The organism is Cobetia crustatorum, assembly GCF_000591415.1.
GTDB lineage: Bacteria > Pseudomonadota > Gammaproteobacteria > Pseudomonadales > Halomonadaceae > Cobetia > Cobetia crustatorum.
Map to the genome: position 1 here is coordinate 1 of NZ_JEMF01000025.1, position 18,280 is coordinate 18,280.

14 protein-coding genes and 1 pseudogene are annotated in these 18,280 nt (G+C 57.0%); 8 read left to right on the forward strand and 7 right to left on the reverse strand.

Going from position 1 to position 18,280, the window contains the following annotated elements; genetic code table 11:
* From BF12_RS0106835 to BF12_RS19070, 3 genes are all read left to right on the forward strand, one after another.
* Positions 1-906 (forward strand): glycosyltransferase family 4 protein (locus tag BF12_RS0106835; protein WP_024951632.1); only part of this gene is annotated, 906 nt, incomplete at its 5' end.
* Complete coding sequence (locus BF12_RS0106840; RefSeq protein WP_024951633.1) at positions 878-1,426, forward strand: phosphatase PAP2 family protein; 549 nt, start codon at positions 878-880, stop codon at positions 1,424-1,426. The genes BF12_RS0106835 and BF12_RS0106840, both read left to right, overlap by 29 nt.
* Before the next feature lie 69 nt (positions 1,427-1,495).
* Positions 1,496-2,251, forward strand: a complete 756-nt coding sequence (locus BF12_RS19070; protein ID WP_024951634.1) for an alpha-ketoglutarate-dependent dioxygenase AlkB family protein — start codon at positions 1,496-1,498, stop codon at positions 2,249-2,251.
* Here the strand turns inward: BF12_RS19070 and BF12_RS0106850 are convergent.
* Positions 2,227-3,156, reverse strand: a complete 930-nt coding sequence (locus BF12_RS0106850) for a LysR family transcriptional regulator (RefSeq protein WP_024951635.1) — start codon at positions 3,154-3,156, stop codon at positions 2,227-2,229. The two genes, BF12_RS19070 and BF12_RS0106850, sit on opposite strands and share 25 nt — an antisense overlap.
* Before the next feature lie 265 nt (positions 3,157-3,421).
* Here BF12_RS0106850 and BF12_RS0106855 point away from each other — a divergent pair, with 265 nt between their 5' ends.
* The 3 genes from BF12_RS0106855 to BF12_RS0106865 all read left to right on the forward strand — a co-directional run bounded on the left by BF12_RS0106855 (position 3,422) and on the right by BF12_RS0106865 (position 5,676).
* On the forward strand, positions 3,422-4,123 hold the full coding sequence (locus tag BF12_RS0106855; protein WP_024951636.1) for a CoA transferase subunit A: 702 nt from the start codon (positions 3,422-3,424) through the stop codon (positions 4,121-4,123).
* Positions 4,124-4,205: 82 nt separating this feature from the next.
* Positions 4,206-4,868 (forward strand): 3-oxoacid CoA-transferase subunit B, encoded by a 663-nt coding sequence (locus tag BF12_RS0106860; RefSeq protein ID WP_024951637.1) that lies wholly within the window; start codon positions 4,206-4,208, stop codon positions 4,866-4,868.
* A 601-nt stretch (positions 4,869-5,469) separates the two neighbouring features.
* Positions 5,470-5,676 (forward strand): cold-shock protein, encoded by a 207-nt coding sequence (locus BF12_RS0106865; protein ID WP_024951638.1) that lies wholly within the window; start codon positions 5,470-5,472, stop codon positions 5,674-5,676.
* 256 nt (positions 5,677-5,932) lie between these two features.
* On the opposite strand, the gene gcvT is transcribed toward BF12_RS0106865, so the two are convergent.
* Positions 5,933-7,066 (reverse strand): glycine cleavage system aminomethyltransferase GcvT, encoded by a 1,134-nt coding sequence (gene gcvT / locus BF12_RS0106870; protein WP_024951639.1) that lies wholly within the window; start codon positions 7,064-7,066, stop codon positions 5,933-5,935.
* A gap of 188 nt (positions 7,067-7,254) precedes the next feature.
* A complete protein-coding gene (locus tag BF12_RS0106875; RefSeq protein WP_439644489.1) occupies positions 7,255-8,616 on the reverse strand; it encodes an alanine/glycine:cation symporter family protein in 1,362 nt (453 codons plus the stop codon).
* Positions 8,617-9,335: 719 nt separating this feature from the next.
* Here BF12_RS0106875 and gcvH point away from each other — a divergent pair.
* On the forward strand, positions 9,336-9,728 hold the full coding sequence (gene gcvH, locus BF12_RS0106880; RefSeq protein WP_024951641.1) for a glycine cleavage system protein GcvH: 393 nt from the start codon (positions 9,336-9,338) through the stop codon (positions 9,726-9,728).
* Between the two features lie 228 nt (positions 9,729-9,956).
* Positions 9,957-12,849 (forward strand): annotated as a pseudogene (gene gcvP, locus BF12_RS19075) (aminomethyl-transferring glycine dehydrogenase).
* A gap of 164 nt (positions 12,850-13,013) precedes the next feature.
* On the opposite strand, the gene BF12_RS19080 reads toward gcvP, so the two are convergent.
* The 4 genes from BF12_RS19080 to BF12_RS0106905 form a co-directional block, all read right to left on the reverse strand.
* Positions 13,014-14,756: an ABC transporter substrate-binding protein gene (locus tag BF12_RS19080; RefSeq protein WP_439644483.1), complete on the reverse strand. Its 1,743-nt coding sequence runs from the start codon at positions 14,754-14,756 to the stop codon at positions 13,014-13,016.
* A 183-nt stretch (positions 14,757-14,939) separates the two neighbouring features.
* A complete protein-coding gene (locus BF12_RS0106895; RefSeq protein ID WP_024951642.1) occupies positions 14,940-16,940 on the reverse strand; it encodes a DUF4955 domain-containing protein in 2,001 nt (666 codons plus the stop codon).
* Between the two features lie 175 nt (positions 16,941-17,115).
* Positions 17,116-17,388, reverse strand: a complete 273-nt coding sequence (locus BF12_RS0106900) for a DUF2160 domain-containing protein (protein ID WP_024951643.1) — start codon at positions 17,386-17,388, stop codon at positions 17,116-17,118.
* An 88-nt stretch (positions 17,389-17,476) separates the two neighbouring features.
* A complete protein-coding gene (locus BF12_RS0106905; RefSeq protein WP_024951644.1) occupies positions 17,477-18,277 on the reverse strand; it encodes a carbohydrate ABC transporter permease in 801 nt (266 codons plus the stop codon).
* Between the last annotated feature and the right edge of the window lie 3 nt (positions 18,278-18,280).

Here is an 18,280-nt window from a genome sequence, read left to right on the forward strand (position 1 = left end):
GAATTCTGGGGTCCACTTCAGTATATCGCAACCGAAGGCCCGCTTGGCATCAGTGCCCTGCTAGTAGCACGCCACTTGGGGCTACCTGTGGTCGCTGGCTTCCATACCAACTTTGATCAATACAGCACCCATTATCGGCTCAAGGCGTTACGTCCGCTGGTACGGTATGGCCTACGCCAATTCCACAATGCCGCACGCATGACACTCGTCCCGACGCGCACCCAAGCTGACACCCTCATGCAGCAAGGCTTTCAGCATGTACAGGTCGTCGGACGCGGACTGGACTGCTCGCACTTTTCTCCCAAGCATCGTAGCGAGGTGCTCCGCGAGCAGTGGGGGGTAAGCTCTCAGCAACCCATCGCACTCTATGTCGGGCGTCTGGCGGCCGAAAAGAATATCGAGCTACTGATTCGCACCTACGATGCCATGCAGGCAGTACAGCCGGACCTCGTACTGGTACTGGTAGGCGATGGCCCTCTACGTGAACGACTACAGCAGCGCCTGCCAAATGCCATCTTTGCTGGCTTTCAGACCGGCGACGCTCTCGCCACTTACTATGCCAGCGCCGATATTTTCGTTTTCCCCTCACTGTCGGAAACCTTCGGCAATGTCGTGCTGGAAGCCATGGCCAGCGGGCTAGCCGTCATCGCGTTCGATTACGCAGCGGCGGGAGAAGTGATTCGTGATGATCATCAGGGGCTGCTAGCACCTTGCACGCAGCCCGAGCGCTTCATCGAACAGGCGGTGGAGGTCTGCCAACGGCCGGCCCGCATCGCCCGCCTGGGACGCGCTGCACGTGTGCGCGTCGAACCGCTAGGCTGGAGCCGTATCGCCGATGGCTTTCTCGCCTGCCTGCGCCACGCCGAGGAAAAAGCTCATGCACGATCGCAACCTTCTCGTCTTTGAACGGCTAGACCTGCTGGAATGGCGGCTGTGCCGACAGGTCGCCCGTCTGGCGCTGTTTCGGCCAGTATTGGCGCTATTTAGAGTGGTCTCGCGACTCGGCGACTGGCCAGCATGGCTGCTGCTGACACTGAGTCTGCCGTTTCACCATGCCTTGGGTGGCTGGTTATTACTGGAATTCGGCCTCGCGGCCGGTGCGGGGGCCTTACTTTACCGCGCACTGAAGACGCGACTGTGTCGCGAACGCCCTTTCATTACTTTCAACACCATCAACTGCACCATGCCACCGCTGGACCGCTATAGCTTCCCCAGCGGCCACACCCTGCATGCCACGCTATTTGCCAGCCTGACGGCACAACAGGTGCCTGAATTAGCCATCATCGTGACACCACTCGCCCTACTGATTGCACTGTCTCGCGTAATTCTGGGGCTGCATTACGTCAGCGATGTATTGGCCGGTGCAGTGCTCGGTCTGGGTCTGGCGGAGCTGGCGATCCTGGGTTTCGAATCTCTAGCCCGCTAGTACGATCGTCTCCACCGAACCCTCTACAGAGGCTTGCTCACTACGCGACGGCTCTGGCAATCTCGATGAATGAGCACACCACCTCCAACCGATGATCTGTTCGCGACGCATGCGACACCGTCTGCTGTCGATATCGTCCGACGACTGCCCGAGGACTGGCAGCCGCTCGCTCACGGCTGGTATCGCCATCCGCTACATCCGCTTTACCTCAAACCGCAAGCACTGACGCCGCTCCAGGCCGATCAGGCGCTTGCCACGCTGGAAGGCACACTCGACTGGCAACGTCCTAGCTTGAGCGTGCATGGACAGACACACCCGATACCCCGCCGACAGGCCTGGATGGGAGATAGAGGAGCACGCTATCGCTACTCGGGCAGTTTGTTTGAGCCAACGCCCTGGCTACCGATGGCCTGGCGTATTGGTGAGTTATCACGGCGCGCGATCAATGATGAACTCGGTGCTCAACCGAACCAGAAAGTGCGTATCGAGCCTCGAATAGGCACCCCCTTCAACAGCCTGTTGGCCAATCGCTATGCCGATGGCAATGATCGCATGGGCTGGCACAGTGACAATGAGCCAGAGTTGGGGAATCGTCCCGTGGTACTGGCGATCTCACTAGGACTGATGCGGCCATTACGCTTCAAAGGCCATCCGCGCAGCCCATATGCAGAGACACCAGCCTTCAATCTCTGGTTGCCGCATGGCTCACTGCTAGTCATGGGGCGCGGCTGTCAGGATTACCTGCATCACGCCCTGCCACCGCGCAAACTCGAAGGTCTGCGCATTAGCCTGACCTATCGTCAGTTACTGACATCCTCACGCTGATCACTCGCGAGAGCAGCATTCGGATAGCGGGCGCGCAACGTGTCGAGCATGGCTTGTACCGCCACGGAAAGCTCGTGACGGCGACGGCGTATCACCCCCACCTTCTGGTGAATCACGGGACCTTCAAGCGGAATGCAGTGGCACCCGAGCGCCGTCATCTGGCCAGCGCTCATCGCGGGCACTGCACTGACCCCCAGGCCCTCTGCCACCATGCGTCCGCACGTGACTAGCTGATGGGTCTCGAACGCTACTGCTAGCCCAAGACCAGCTTCCGCCAAGCGCTGCTCTAACATGTGCCGCACACCAGAAGGCCGTTGCAAGGTAATGAAGTCTTCCTTATGCAGTTGTGCCCAGTCGATGTGCCGTGGGTTGGATTGCAATAGCGTATGGCCAGGCGGCAGGATAGCGATGTAGCGGTCCTCGAACAGTAACTCGAAAATAAGGTCTTCCCGCACACCGGGGTCAAAGCTGATGCCCAGCTCCACTCGGCCATCGGTAACGCGCTCGACCACCTCCTCGGCAATCACATCGTTCACTTCAATGGTGATCTCGGGAAACTGGCGCCGAAAGGCGGCCAATACGCCCGGCAGCAAATTACCGGCAAAGGTCGGCATGGCCGCCAGTGCCACTCGACCGCGCCCCAGGCTGAAGCGCTGACGCATATCATCCTCGGCATGCTCCCAGTCAGACAACAGCCGCCGTGCGAGCGGAAAAAAGGCTCGGCCTTCCGGCGTCAAGCTAACCTGACGAGTGGAGCGCTGAAATAGCCGACCGCCCAGCGACTCCTCAAGATTCTTGACCGCCAACGACAATGCCGGCTGCGAGAGATGCACCAAGGTACCGGCCTCGGCGAATGACAAGGTCCGTGCGACGGCCACGAAGGCACGCAACTGCTTGAGCGTCATGAGCACTCCTCGTTGGGAAAATCACTGCTGAAGCAGCCGCTTGTGCCACCTGCAGCTACCGTGAAGACAATCACTGATAACCTGCAGATCAATCATTGATAAATAAATCTGATCAATCTATCTGAAAAACAAACTTATACAAATATATACAGCGCCACTTTTGTCGGCAATGATGAAGTCATACTCTTTTGCAGTGGGATATAGCGTGAACGTCCCGACATGTCGGCATCGACTCTAACAACACAACACGCTCAAGGAGATTCGCATGGCAGGATTCAACAAGGTGGTGACCAGCTACGCTGATGCCATGGCTGGCTTGAAAGATGGCATGACCGTGATTGCCGGTGGCTTTGGCCTGTGCGGTATTCCCGAGAACTTGATCCAGGAAATCAAGCGTCTCGCCGTCACAGACTTGACCGTTGTCTCCAATAACTGTGGTGTCGACGGCTTCGGGCTCGGCGTACTGCTGGAAGACCGTCAGATCAAGACCATGATCGCCTCCTACGTCGGCGAGAACGCCCTGTTCGAGCAGCAGATGCTGAGTGGCGAGTTGGAAGTCATCCTCACGCCGCAAGGTACGCTTGCCGAGAAGATGCGCGCCGGCGGTGCAGGTATCCCCGCCTTCTTCACCGCTACTGGCTACGGCACGCCCATCGGCGAGGGCAAGGAAGTACGCGAATTTGACGGCCGCCCCTATATTCTTGAAGAAGCCATCAAGGGTGACTTCGCCATCGTCAAGGCATGGAAAGCGGATCGCTACGGCAACGTCGTCTATCGCCATACCGCGCGTAACTTCAATCCGCTCGCCGCGACAGCCGGCAAGATCACCGTGGTGGAAGTAGAAGAGCTGGTAGAACCCGGCGAGCTGGACCCGGCTGATGTCCATACACCCGGCATCTACGTCGATCGCGTCATCCTGGGTAAATTCGAGAAGCGCATCGAGAAACGTACCGTACGCACGCGTTGAGCCTCGCTCCGCCCGTACTGACTTTCTCCCGCATGCATTGCGTCAGCCCATATTGATGGCGCTCAAGAACAAGGAATGAATCATGGCTTTGACACGTGAACAGATGGCCCAGCGAGTGGCTCAGGAAATTCAGGACGGCTCTTACGTCAATCTAGGTATCGGGATTCCGACACTAGTAGCCAACTACATCCCCGATGGTATCGAAGTGATGCTGCAGTCCGAGAATGGCCTGCTGGGCATGGGCCGCTACCCTTACGAGGATGAAGTCGACGCAGACATGATCAACGCCGGCAAGGAAACCGTAACCGCCATCGACGGTGCGGCCATCTTCGACTCGGCCGAATCCTTCGCGATGATTCGCGGTGGCCACGTTGACCTGACCGTACTCGGCGCCTTCGAGGTCGACGTGAACGGCAATATCGCCAGCTGGATGATTCCCGGCAAATTGATCAAGGGCATGGGAGGCGCGATGGATCTGGTCGCCGGTGCCGAGAACATCATCTGCACCATGACTCATGCTTCCAAGCACGGTGAGTCAAAGCTGCTTAGCCAGTGTGAGCTACCGCTGACCGGTGCTGGCTGCATTCGACGCGTATTGACCGATCTGGCCTTCCTCGAAATCAAGGACGGTGCCTTCCACCTGCTGGAACGCGCACCTGGCGTCAGTGTCGAAGATATCAGCCGCCTGACCGCAGGCAAGCTGATTATTCCAGATCACGTGCCAGAAATGCAGCTCGACGCGTAAACGACAAGAGGCTGAATTCTTGCCTAGCCTTTCAGCAATTTTATTGGCTTGATTCAGCCTCTTTGACTCTCCCCTTTTGATAAAGATCTCTCACAGTGTGATGGGCGCATCACACACTCTCTCCGAGAGCCTTGATGACGTTATAGTCATCCACCGACAGCGCTGCCATCGTTGTCGGTTTTTTCATCCAATCTATTGATATATATAGAGTTAATATCTTCACTCACTTTCTTGTCACTGAAGCTATACACGACTATCCTTCTTGTGAGGAAAGGTCTGAAAGCAAACAACAACAGTGCTTTCTCGCAAGATAACGGGATAAAAAATCATTTAGCACAGTCCTCTTTCCGTAACACAATTCTCATGCCTTACAATACACTTGTGCGCTCAAATCCGGCGCACGATTATTAGGCAATCAGAGAAGTTTTTGATATTTCATTTGACCTTACGGCCTTAGCAGCGCAGTATTGCTCTCGTTGGTTAGCAAGTCGAATATCGTCAGTCGTGATCGAAACACTTCGGTACCTGGTGCATATCCTCCTTGTTTTACCCACGTATATCGGGTAACTCCCGGCAATATCATCAGTAAGGAATTACGATCATGGCAACTGGTACAGTCAAGTGGTTTAACGACACTAAAGGTTTTGGTTTCATTTCTCCGGACGACAACGGTGACGACCTGTTCGCACACTTCTCCGAAATTCAGGCTGAAGGCTTCAAGTCTCTGCAAGACGGTCAGAAGGTTTCCTTCGACGTCACCCAGGGCAAGAAAGGCCTCCAGGCCGCTAACATCAAGCTGGTTGACTAAGCTTTGATTTAGCAGGAAGAGGCTAACCCCTCCTCCGACAAAAAAGCCCGCCTCGGCGGGCTTTTTTGCGCCTGTCATTTCTGTACTGATACAACAACCTCTGCACCGACACGATGGCTGGAACGCTCAACGGCGGTGAGTAAAGCAGGCCTAAGAGACCGTCACGGAAAAGACAGTCATGAAAAAGGGACTGCCATGGCAGTCCCTTTTGACGTATCGCCGCGAGCGGTACGCAACAACTTCAACTCACCAGCCTCTAGCCACGGTAATAGCGCTGCTCAACGAACGGCATCTTCGTCACTGTCATCGGCAGACGCCTGCCACGCACATCAGCAAACAGCTGTGTTTCCAGCGCACTGTGCGCGACCACTACATAGCCCATCGCCACCGGTTTGCCATATGTCGGCCCGAAGCTACCCGAGGTCACGACACCGATAAGATTCCCTTCACCATCGAAGAGCTCAGCGCCTTCACGAACCGGCGCACGCCCTTCAGCCACGAGTCCAACACGCTTGCGTGCGTGGTCCTTGTTGGCAACCTGGGTCAGGATGACATCTGCTCCCGGGAAGCCGCCCTCACGCTCACCACCGTGACGACGCACCTTACCAAGCGCCCAGATCAAGCTACCTTCCACGGGCGTGGTAGTGGTGTCCAGATCATGGCCGTAAAGACACAGCCCTGCTTCCAGGCGCAGAGAATCGCGCGCACCCAAGCCGATGAGCTCGACTTCATCTTCAGCCAGCAACAGACGTGCGAAACGTTCTACATCAGCATTCGGCACTGAAATCTCGAAGCCATCCTCACCGGTATAGCCGCTACGGCTAGCCCAGCACTCGATACCCTCAATGCTGACACGCGCGTGATGCATGAAAGTCAGCTCGCACACCTCAGGAGCAAGACGCTGCATGACGGCGTGAGCCAACGGACCCTGTAATGCCAGCAGTGCACGATCATTGAGCACTTCAATTTCGATCTCCGTCGGCAAGCCGACACGCAGATGCGCGATGTCCTGATCCTTGCAGGCGGCATTCACCACCACATAGAGATGATCGCCACCATTGACGATCATCAAGTCATCGAGGATGCCACCGGCATCAGAGGTGAATAATCCATAACGCTGCATCCCGACTGGCAGGTCAACGATATCAGTCGGCACCAAGGTCTCCAGTGCGGCCTGCACATTCTCGCCACGCAGAGTCAACTGTCCCATATGAGAGACATCAAACAACCCTGCCTTGGCGCGCGTGTGCTCATGCTCCTTCTTGACACCTAGCGGGTACTGCACCGGCATGGCGTAGCCGGCGAACTCAACCATCTTGGCGCCCTGCTCGACATGCAGGTCATGGAGGGCGGTCTGCTTGAGACCTTGCACTGAGGCGGAATCGGACATCGGAATTCTCCAGGTTGGCATGCAAAACCCGCAGACAGCCAAGGGTGTGGCCCCAGGCCGCGGGAGGCTAGTGAACTGAAAATCTGGACACCTGGGTGAGAGCTGCCAGAGCGCCCCCCACCCAGTCCCGATCCGCTGATCACGAGGCTGATGGATAGCCTCATGATTCATCACATCAGAAATATGTCTTAGCGATCTTCGCCGGCCATCACATCCTTGCCGTCGAAGTAATCACGTGTGAGCTTGAAGACCACCGGTGACAGCAATGCCAGGCCGATAAGGTTCGGAATTGCCATCAGTGCATTGAAGGTATCCGCCATGAGCCAGATCAGATCCAGCTTGGCCATCGCCCCTATCGGAATCGCGATCACGAACACGATGCGATACAGCATGATGGCACGCGTGCCGAACAGATATTGGAAGCACTTCTCACCATAGAAGGACCAGCCAAGAATGGTAGTGAAGGCAAATACGGCCAGGGCGATCGCGACAAGATGATTGCCCACGCCCGGCAGCGCCTGATCAAAGGACATTGAGGTCAGTGCAGCCCCTGTCTCACCAGAAGACCATAGGCCTGAGGTGATGATGGCCAATGCAGTAATGGTGCAGATGACGATGGTATCGATGAACGTACCCAGCATCGCTACCAAGCCCTGACGCACCGGGTTGTTGGTTTGTGCAGCTGCGTGTGCAATCGGCGCACTCCCCAGACCAGCCTCGTTGGAGAAGATACCGCGTGCGACACCGAAGCGAATCGCTGCCATGACCGCTGCACCGGCAAAACCACCGGTCGCGGCGACAGGATTGAACGCGTAGGTGAAGATCAAGCCAAAGGCATGACCGATCTGGCTAGCATTGATCACTAGGATGATGATGCCTGCCAGGAAGTAGGCAATCGCCATGAACGGCACCAACTTGCCTGCTACGTTGGAAATACGCTTGATGCCGCCCAGAATAACCGCGCCTGCCAGCACCATCATCACGACCCCAGACACCCAGTGAGGGATAGCGAAGGACGTTTCCAGCGCATCGGCCACTGAGTTGGACTGTACGGTATTGCCAATGCCGAATGCCGCGAAGCAGCCAAAGAAGGCAAACGCGCCGCCCAACCAGCCCCACTTGGCACCCAGGCCGTTACGGATGTAATACATGGGCCCGCCCACGTGCGCACCGGTTTCATCGACCTCACGATAACGTACTGCGCACACAGCCTCAGCGTATTTGGTTGCCATACCGACTAGCGCCGTCATCCACATCCAGAAGATCGCACCAGGCCCACCCAGCGCAATCGCCGTGGCCACACCAGCAATGTTACCCGTGCCGATGGTGGCAGACAGAGACGTCATCAGAGCATTGAACGGAGAAATCTCACCATCGCCTGCCTTGCCCGGGCCGCGCCCACCCCATAGCAACTTGAAGCCAGTACCCAACTTGCGAATCGGCATGCCCTTGAGGCCAGCCTGAAGATAGAAACCCACCCCGAGAAGGAGGATCAACATCAACGGGCCCCACACGACACCATTGATGGCAGTAAAGACAGAACTGATCATTTCCACGCAGATTTCCTCCGCTGAATTATTTTTGTTACACGATGCACAGTGCACACATCCTGGCTTTCACACGTCTCGATCGCCATGTGAAAGCTCACATTAGCGGAAGCCACCAGACTTCACTAGCCCAGCAGGGCTTTACGCTAGGTTGCGAGCAAGATAGTGCGCAAAAAATACAAAAAAATGCGCCACTCCATAACGTTTCATCGTGTTTTCGTGTGGTGATCCAGTACGGGTAACTCTCTTGGGAGGCAGCAGCACTCTCTTGGAGTAACGGTAGGGCTGTGCAGGCCTTATCTTCTGCACTGATGCCGAACGCAATTGACAGCCCTGCCACCGGAGCACAATATGGAAATAAGTTTCCTATACGAAACAGCCAGCACTTTAGCGCGGGATGAAATGGCTCGCAAGTCGAGGCGACGCTTTCGCTGAAAGCCTGCCCATAACCGACTGATGTGCCCGCCAGGCAAGGAATCAAGCATCATCTGATATGACAAGCGCCTGCCTTGGGCCTGATAACACGCGATTCATGGCTCACTGCAGGATGGCACTGGACGTTCGGTGAGTGGCAGACCACGATAAAGAGGCGAGCGTCATGCACACCCGCCAAAAGTCGTAGAGGCACGTGACATCCAGCCACTGCCACGCTTGGATACCTTCGTGCATAATGACGAACCGATTCCCTGAATTAGAAAATTTTTTCACATAGGAAAATACTCATGAGCAATATTCCTGCCACGCTTAAGTACACCGAAAGTCACGAGTGGGTTCAGGACAACGGTGATGGCACCGTGACCATCGGAATCACTGACCACGCTCAGGAAGCACTGGGTGATGTCGTCTTCGTCGAGCTGCCGGAAGTCGGCCGCGAATTGGCGCTTGAAGAAGAATTCGGTGTTATCGAGTCCGTCAAGGCAGCTTCCGATCTTTATGCACCTCTAGCAGGTGAAGTTATTGCCGTTAACGAAAGCCTCGAAGACGCGCCTGAATCCGTCAACGAAAGCCCTTACGACGATGCCTGGATTCTCAAGATGAAAGTCGCCGACAGCACTGATCTCGAAAAGCTGCTCGACGCTGATGCCTATACCCTGCTGGTCGAAAGCGAAGCTTGATGCCTGTCAGCCTCCTGCCCTCGCGAGTGGGAGGCACCTTTGGCTCTACGTACGTTTCACACCCGCTGAGATTTCCCTGCAGCACCTGTTCATTTCACTCCCTTGCCCTACCATCGCACGTTCCGCACGGCTTCATTGCGGTAGGTACGTTGACACTACACAGGCAAGGCGATGTTCCTCCCGCGGGCTGCCACCCTGCAGCTCCCGAAGCAGCACAGGACTTTTTGCATGGCACACGAGACGCTTACCCTGGCCCAGCTGGCCGGACACGATGACTTCATTTCCCGTCACAACGGCCCGACTGACGCCAATGTGGCGCGCATGTTGGCCACGCTTGGTGAAGAGAGTATCGACCAGCTGGTTGACCGCACCGTACCGGCTGCCATTCGTCTGGGTCGGGAGCTGGATCTCGAAGGGCCACGCACGGAATCCGAGGCACTGGATTACCTCAAGCGCCTTGCGCGTCAGAATAAGGTCTTCAAAACCTACATCGGTCAGGGGTATCACAACACTCACCTGCCCGCGGTCATCCAGCGTAATGTGCTGGAAAACCCGGGTTGGTACACCGCGTATACCCCATATCAACCGGAGATCGCTCAAGGGCGCCTTGAAGGCCTGCTCAACTTCCAGCAAGCCGTGATGGATCTGACCGGCATGGAACTGGCCAACGCCAGTCTGCTGGATGAAGCTACCGCCGCTGCTGAAGCCATGGCGCTATGTCAGCGTGGCAACAAGAAGAACAAGAGCACCCGCTTCTTCATCTCTGACGACGTGCTGCCGCAGACACTGGACGTGATGCGTACCCGCGCTGACTACTTCGGCTTTGAGCTGATCGTCGATGCTGCCGAAAACGTCGGCGAGCACGATATCTTCGGTGCGCTGTTCCAGTATCCGGGCAATACCGGTGAAGTGCGTGATCTGGCGCCGTTGCTGGAAGCCGCTCGCGAGCGCGGCGCGATGACCGTCGTTGCCGCTGACCTGCTCAGTCTCGTGGTACTCAAGTCGCCGGGTAGTCTGGGCGCTGACATCGTCGTCGGCACTTCCCAGCGCTTCGGTGTGCCGATGGGATTCGGCGGCCCACACGCACCTTCTTCGCGACCACTGACAAGCTCAAGCGCTCCATCCCGGGCCGCATCATCGGCGTCTCCAAGGATTCACGCGGAAACCCAGCACTGCGCATGGCCATGCAGACCCGCGAGCAACACATCCGCCGCGAGAAGGCGACTTCCAACATCTGTACCGCACAGGCATTGCTTGCCAACATCGCCGGTTTCTACGCGGTCTATCACGGTGCCGAAGGCCTCAAGCGTATCGCGACTCGCGTACAACGCCTGACCAGCATTCTCGCCGAAGGCGTCACGCGTGGTGGCCTGAATCTGCAGCATTCCAGCTGGTTTGATGCCATCACCATCACTGGCATCGATGAAGGCAAGATTCTAGGTCGCGAGCTGACACACGAGATCAATCTACGTCATCACGGCGATGGTCGCGTCACGATCAACCTTGATGAGACCACCACCGCTGCCGATGTTGGCGTGCTGTTTGACGTACTGCTGGGTGAAGAGCACGGCCTGTCAGTCGCCGGACTGGATCAAGAGCTGCTTGCCTCAGGCACCCGCGGCATCCCTGCTGCCTGCCATCGTGGCAGCGATTTCCTGACCCACCCGACCTTCAGCCGCTACCACTCGGAAACCGAGATGCTGCGCTACCTGAAGCGTCTGGAGAACAAGGATCTGTCGCTGACCCACGCCATGATCCCGCTGGGCAGCTGCACCATGAAGCTCAATGCCACCACCGAGATGATTCCGATCACCTGGCCTGAGTTTGCGAACATTCACCCGTTCGCGCCGTCCGATCAAGTGGTGGGCTATCGTCAGATGATCGACGAGCTGTCTGCCTTCCTGGTCGAGATCACCGGCTACGACGCCATCTCCATGCAGCCGAACTCCGCGCCCAGGGCGAGTACGCCGGTCTGGTCGCGATTCGTCGCTATCAGGCCTCCGTCGGCGAAGGTGAGCGTGACATCTGCCTGATCCCCAGCTCCGCTCACGGCACCAACCCGGCATCCGCCGCGATGGCCGCCATGAAGGTGGTGGTGGTCGAGTGCGATGCCAGCGGCAACATCGATATCGACGACCTGCGCGCCAAGGCCGAGCAACACAGCGACAAGCTGTCCGCGATCATGATCACCTACCCGTCTACCCACGGCGTATTCGAGGAAACCGTGCGCGAGGCCTGTCAGGTCGTTCATGATCACGGCGGGCAGGTATATATCGATGGTGCCAACATGAATGCTCAGGTCGGCATCTGCCGCCCTGGCGATTTCGGCGGCGACGTCTCACACCTGAACCTGCACAAGACCTTCTGCATTCCACATGGCGGCGGCGGTCCGGGCATGGGCCCTATCGGCGTCAAGTCACATCTGGCACCTTTCGTCTCCAACCACGTGGTCACGCCGCTGCAAGGTGTGAAGCCAGAATGTACGGCTGTCTCAGCGGCTGCCTTCGGGTCCGCGGCGATCCTGCCGATTTCCTGGGCTTACATCAAGATGATGGGCGCACGCGGGCTGCGTGAAGCGACTGAGCTGGCTATCCTCAATGCCAACTACATCGCCACACGCCTCGATGGCCATTATCCGGTGCTCTATCGTGGCAAGAACGGTACCGTGGCGCATGAATGCATCATCGACATTCGTCCGCTCAAGGCAGCTTCCGGTATCAGCGAAGAAGATATCGCCAAGCGCCTGATCGATTACGGTTTCCATGCGCCGACCATGTCGTTCCCGGTCGCCGGCACCCTGATGGTAGAGCCGACTGAATCCGAGTCACTCTACGAGATCGATCGTTTCTGCGATGCGATGATCGCGATTCGTGCCGAGATCACTCGCGTCGAGCAAGGCGAGTGGACGCTGGAAGACAACCCGCTGATACATGCCCCGCACACCCAGGCTGATCTGATGGACGCTGACTGGAATCGTGGCTACTCGCGTGAAGTCGGTGCATTCCCAAGCGAACACGTCAAGGCTGCCAAGCAGTGGCCAGCAGTCAACCGGGTCGATAACGTGCATGGCGATCGTCAGCTGATCTGCTCCTGCCCGAGCATCGATCTCTACCGCGACTAGTGCCCAGTGGGGCTCATGATCGATGTTCAATAACTGACGTCTGAGCCTCGTGAGCCCCTCCTGAACGTCATGATCAGGAGGGTCATCGTAGTATGCAAAACGCCCCTGCCGGGATTCCGGCAGGGGCGTTCGCGTTGCTGGCTTACATGTTTTCAGTAGAGGCGTTACTGCTTCCAGCTCTCCAGCAATTCCTCGTAGCCGATCGTCTCTCCCTTGGGCTTCTCGTTTTCCAGCTTGGCCTTGGGTGCGCCCGGCTGATCAAACCAGTACTGAGCATCGCGTTCTTCATTGAGCTTCGGTCCACAGTTTGGCATTACATTGGCCCGCTCCAGACGCTCAAGGATACGATCCTGCGCCTTGGCTAGCCCATCCAGTGCTTCCTGTGGTGTTGCTTCGCCACTGGCCGCCTGAGAAATGTACTGCCACCACAGCTGAGCAAGCTTCGGATAATCTGGCACGTTGGTGCCGGTTGGCGACCACTGCACACGCGCAGGGCTGCGATAGAACTCGACCAGACCACCAAGCTTCGGTGCAGCATCAGTCATCGCCTGCGACTGAATATCAGATTCGCGAATCGGCGTCAGCCCTTCTAGCGTCTTCTTGAGTGACACGGTTTTTGCCGTCACGAACTGGGCATACAACCACGCGGCCAGACGATTCTTCTCCGGCGTGGAGTCGAAGAATGTCCAGGCGCCCACATCCTGATAGCCAAGCTTCATGCCCTCTTCCCAGTACGGGCCGTGCGGTGACGGGGCCATGCGCCACTTGGGCGTGCCATCATCATTGACTACCGGTAATCCCTCACGCGTCATATCTGCAGTGAAGGCGGTGTACCAGAAGATCTGCTGGGCAATGTTGCCCTGCGACGGCACAGGGCCGGACTCGGAGAAGGTCATGCCCTGAGCTTCCGGCGGAGCGTACTTGTCCAGCCAATCGACATACTTGGTAGTCGCATAGACCGCCGCCGGGCCGTTGGCCGCACCACCACGTGTCACGGAGGAGCCGACCGGCTGACATTCCTCGACACGAATGCCCCACTCATCCACTGGCAGGCCGTTGGGCAGGCCCTTATCGCCTGCACCCGCCATGGAGAACCACGCATCGGTGAAGCGCCAGCCGAGTGACGGGTCCTTCTTGCCATAATCCATGTGGCCATAGACACGCTTGCCGTCGAGTTCCTTGACGTCATTGGTGAAGAAGTCGGCGATGTCTTCATAGGCAGACCAGTTGACAGGTACGCCCAATTCGTAACCGTACTTGTCCTTGAACTGCTTCTTGAGGTCTTCACGCTCGAACCAGTCCGCGCGGAACCAGTAAAGGTTGGCGAACTGCTGATCCGGCAGCTGATAGAGCTTGTCATCCGGTCCGGTGGTGAAATCCAACCCGATGAAGTCATCCAGGTCCAACGTCGGTGAGGTGTAGTCCTTGCCATCACCTTCCATCATGTCGCTGATCGGCACGACCTTGCCATAACGGAAGTGAGTGCCGATCAGGTCGGAATCATTGACATAGGCATCGTAGATATTGCGCCCCGACTGCATCTGGGTCTGCAATTTCTCGATGACATCGCCTTCCTGAATAAGATCATGAGTCAGCTTGATGCCAGTAATTTCACTGAAGGCCTTGGCTAGCACCTTGGACTCATATTCATGCGTCGTGAGAGTTTCAGAGGCAACCTTGATCTCCATGCCTCTTAACGGTTCGGCAGCCTTGATGAACCACTCAAGCTCGGACATCTGTTCGTCCTGGCTGAGGGTAGAAGGCGAGAATTCCTTGTCGATCCACTTCTTGGCGGCGTCCTGATACTGATCCGCCATCGCCTGGCTCGACAGCCCCGCAAGCCCGGCGGCAGTGGCAAAGGCAATCGCGTAACGCAGGCGTGCAGGTCTGATCATCTGCTGACTCATGGGATGTCCCTTTATTGGCGTTATTGTTCTCAACCGCTTTTTATCAACCACTTTTCTCGACTGCTGTATGTTGACGCACTCTCTCGGTCACTAGCTCTCTACTGGCGCCTCTTCACCGACTCTTCGGTACTGACGTTACGTCTCTAGCTCCTCTTGGCAGGTTTCTCCTACAACATCTTCTTCTCACCGACCTTTCTCAGTTGCCAACTCGCGCTGAGCACGATAGAGAGAGGCCGGTGTCACTGCTCCTCCCGGTGACTCGACGATGGCCTGTAACGCATCCATCGCCGGCAATTCAGCGTAATCCGTCACGCCCTTGGCATTCATCACGCGTGCGTAGTCATGCTGGCTGGCAATCCCCAATGCGCGCCCCGTCGCCCCCACAACGATCGGCATGATGACCTTGCCGTAGTGACTGTCGGCACGCATGAAGGGCCATGCGTCATGCGGTTCACCGGTATTGACCGGATTCCACAACACCAGCCCACGCAGATGATTGGGCTGATGCCCGACGCTGGCACCCCAGCGATCCCGCACATGGCCGCCATGCTTCTGATCAAACAGCGTATCGCGTGGCTGCTGCCCGTGTAGCTCAACGCCACTGTCACCAGCATGCTCAAGTTCAAGGTAGACGTTATGTGTCGCATAGCGTGCAACACCGGGTGCATGCCAGGCATGACTTTGGTCGATCACACGTTTCGCCAGTACCTGATTGCTATCGCTGATTGTCATCGCAATATGGCCCGGTTTGCCTGTCAACCTCACATTTTCGAGGGTTGTCTGTGAGCTGTGGCGCACCTTGATCCCTTGATTGAAATTGACAAGCTGCACGTCACGTACCCAGCTGTCGGTCACACCATCAATATCCAACAGGCCGAAACCACTGTCATCCTCGGCACTACGATGATGCTTGAACTGTCCACGCCAGTTACCACTCAACGCCAATCCTTCCACCCCGACTTCCCGTGCAGGATGAATGCGCGCAATCCGCCACGTCTCACCGGGAAGGCGTCCGTGCGCCAGCGGCAATGAGAGCGTCAGACGTTTTCCTTCGCGCGCCACCACGCGATAACGCGCTCGCTTGACGACGCCATCACGCTCGATCAACCAGCGTGAATTTCCGGTCTTGGCATCCTTTTCCATCTGGTAGGGAGCCAATGCGCGGGCTACTGTTTCAGGGCGCTTGTCGATACTCTCCAGCAGAACTTCATCACCGACTGCAAGGGAGGAGGTCGCTCCCGCATCTTGTGTCGAATCCGCCAGCATGACCGTATCTTGCGTATCAGCAGGCTGATTCCGTGAGCTTGCCGCGAGTGGCTGCCAGGCTTCCTGCTTGCCACCCTCGTCTAGCGTTCTCCCCTCGTCCAGGCTGCCCAGATGTAGCAGCCAAGGCGTGCTCCAATACCAGCTGGCATGCAGTGGCAGCATCGCTGCCGTCTGTTTGAGGTGCGTGCTGCCGCTGCCCGCGCCTGCCAATGTCCAATAACTGCCTGCCAGGCTCAGGCCCTGCATCTTCAACAGCGACTCGCGCAACTGCTGTTGGCGCTCCTCATCAGCCACCACTGCCTTGAGAGCAATCAATCGTGCAAAGAACCAGGCACGCTCTTCAATGCCATACAGTACGTAATCTCCTGCAGGAAAGTAGAGCACCCCACGTCGAGGACTTCTGTCACTGTGACCATCACTGCCCGCCTGCTGCCAACGACGCATCGCGGCATGTGCCTTGAGTACGGCCAAACGATCACTCACCTCATCATCGCCACGAGCACCGTAGTCAGTCACGTCAAAACGCCGCGTATTCTCATCAGCTCGCTGCTCACTCTTTTGCACATTGACGGAGGCCGGCAACGCCTCACCCTGTCGATAGCCAGCATGCGAGAAATCAGGCAGCGGCAATGCCACGCGCTCTTCAGCAGTTCGTTCACGATTGGCAAGCCAAGTGCTGCGATAGCGCTGCCACAAAGGGATGCCGGATACCGTTCCCTGCTTATCAATATCGTGTTCACCATCCTCCGGCTCGGCGGTACTCTGACCGACGGCTGTACTTTGAGTACCTTGTGCAGTAGATGAAGACTCGTGTGACTGGCTAACCCAATAGCCGATACTCAGCACGCTCATGACAGCAAGCCCCGACAGCAACAAGCAAATCATGCGGCGGGGAACGGAAGACTCAGAAGACGGCATTCAGGACAATCCTTGGCGAAAGCATCAGCAATGGCAGTGACAGCGGCGGAGACAAAACTCATCAGAACCGCTTGGGACTCCACTCAACACATCGGGTTCCCTGTCGCGTGATTGCAACACCCTTCTACCCAGCTCTCTCCAGTCCGTTTGCCCAGCATCTTCTCTATGCGCTCACTTAGCCCCACTTCATCAGCAATAACATCCAGACCACGCATACGACGCTGATGATCCACAACACCTGGTCGGTAAAGCCAAGCCATAACAGATGTAGCCAGCCACTGGAGAGTAGTCCGATGAACAGGCGATCACCGCGGGTCGTCGCGATCGGCAGGAAGCCCTGCCGACTGAGGGTCGGTGTCGCGAACTGCCATGCGGTCATGCCGAGTAAAATGATGCCGATACCGGCAAAGAACAGTGTCGTGGGTAGGGTCCAGGCCATCCATTCCATGAGTGTTTCCTCTTACTGCCCGCCGTCGATATTTAGCGCGACGGGCTCAAATGAGGAGCGCTCCCGTGAAGAGCGCTCAAGACGCCGATCACACACGGCCCAGCGCGAAGCCCTTGGCAACATGGTTACGCACGAAGTAGATCACCAGAATGCCGGGTATCAGCGTCAGGGCACCGGCAGCAGCGAGTACGCCCCAGTCGATACCCGAGGCCGAGACCGTTCGTGTCATCACCGCCGCAATCGGTTTCGCCTCCGTCGCCGTCAACGTGCGCGCCAGCAGCAGCTCCACCCACGAGAACATGAAGCAGAAGAAGGCCGTCACTCCGATACCAGGCCGGATCATCGGGATGAAGAGCGTCAGGAAGAAGCGTGGGAAGCTATAACCATCGATGTAAGCCGTTTCATCGATTTCCTTGGGTACGCCAGACATGAAGCCTTCCAGAATCCACACCGCCAGTGGCACGTTGAACAGACAGTGCGCCAGCGCAACGGCCAGTGGTGTGTCGAACAGTCCTACCGAGGAATACAGCTGGAAGAACGGCAACAAGAAGACGGCCGGCGGTGCCATACGGTTGGTCAGCAGCCAGAAGAACAGATGCTTGTCACCGAGGAAGCGATAGCGCGAGAAGGCATAGGCTGCCGGCAGTGCCACCGTTAGCGAGATCGCCATGTTGAGCACCACATAGCTCATCGAGTTCACATAGCCCATGTACCAACTCGGATCGGTGAAGATCACGTGGTAGTTATCAAAGGTAAAGTTCTCGGGCCATAGGGTCAGACCGCCGAGAATCTCCTGATTCGACTTGAACGACATGATCAGCAGCCAATAGATCGGCACCAGCAGGAACAGCAGGTAAATCGTCATTACCAGACGCTTGCGTGTTTTCATCAC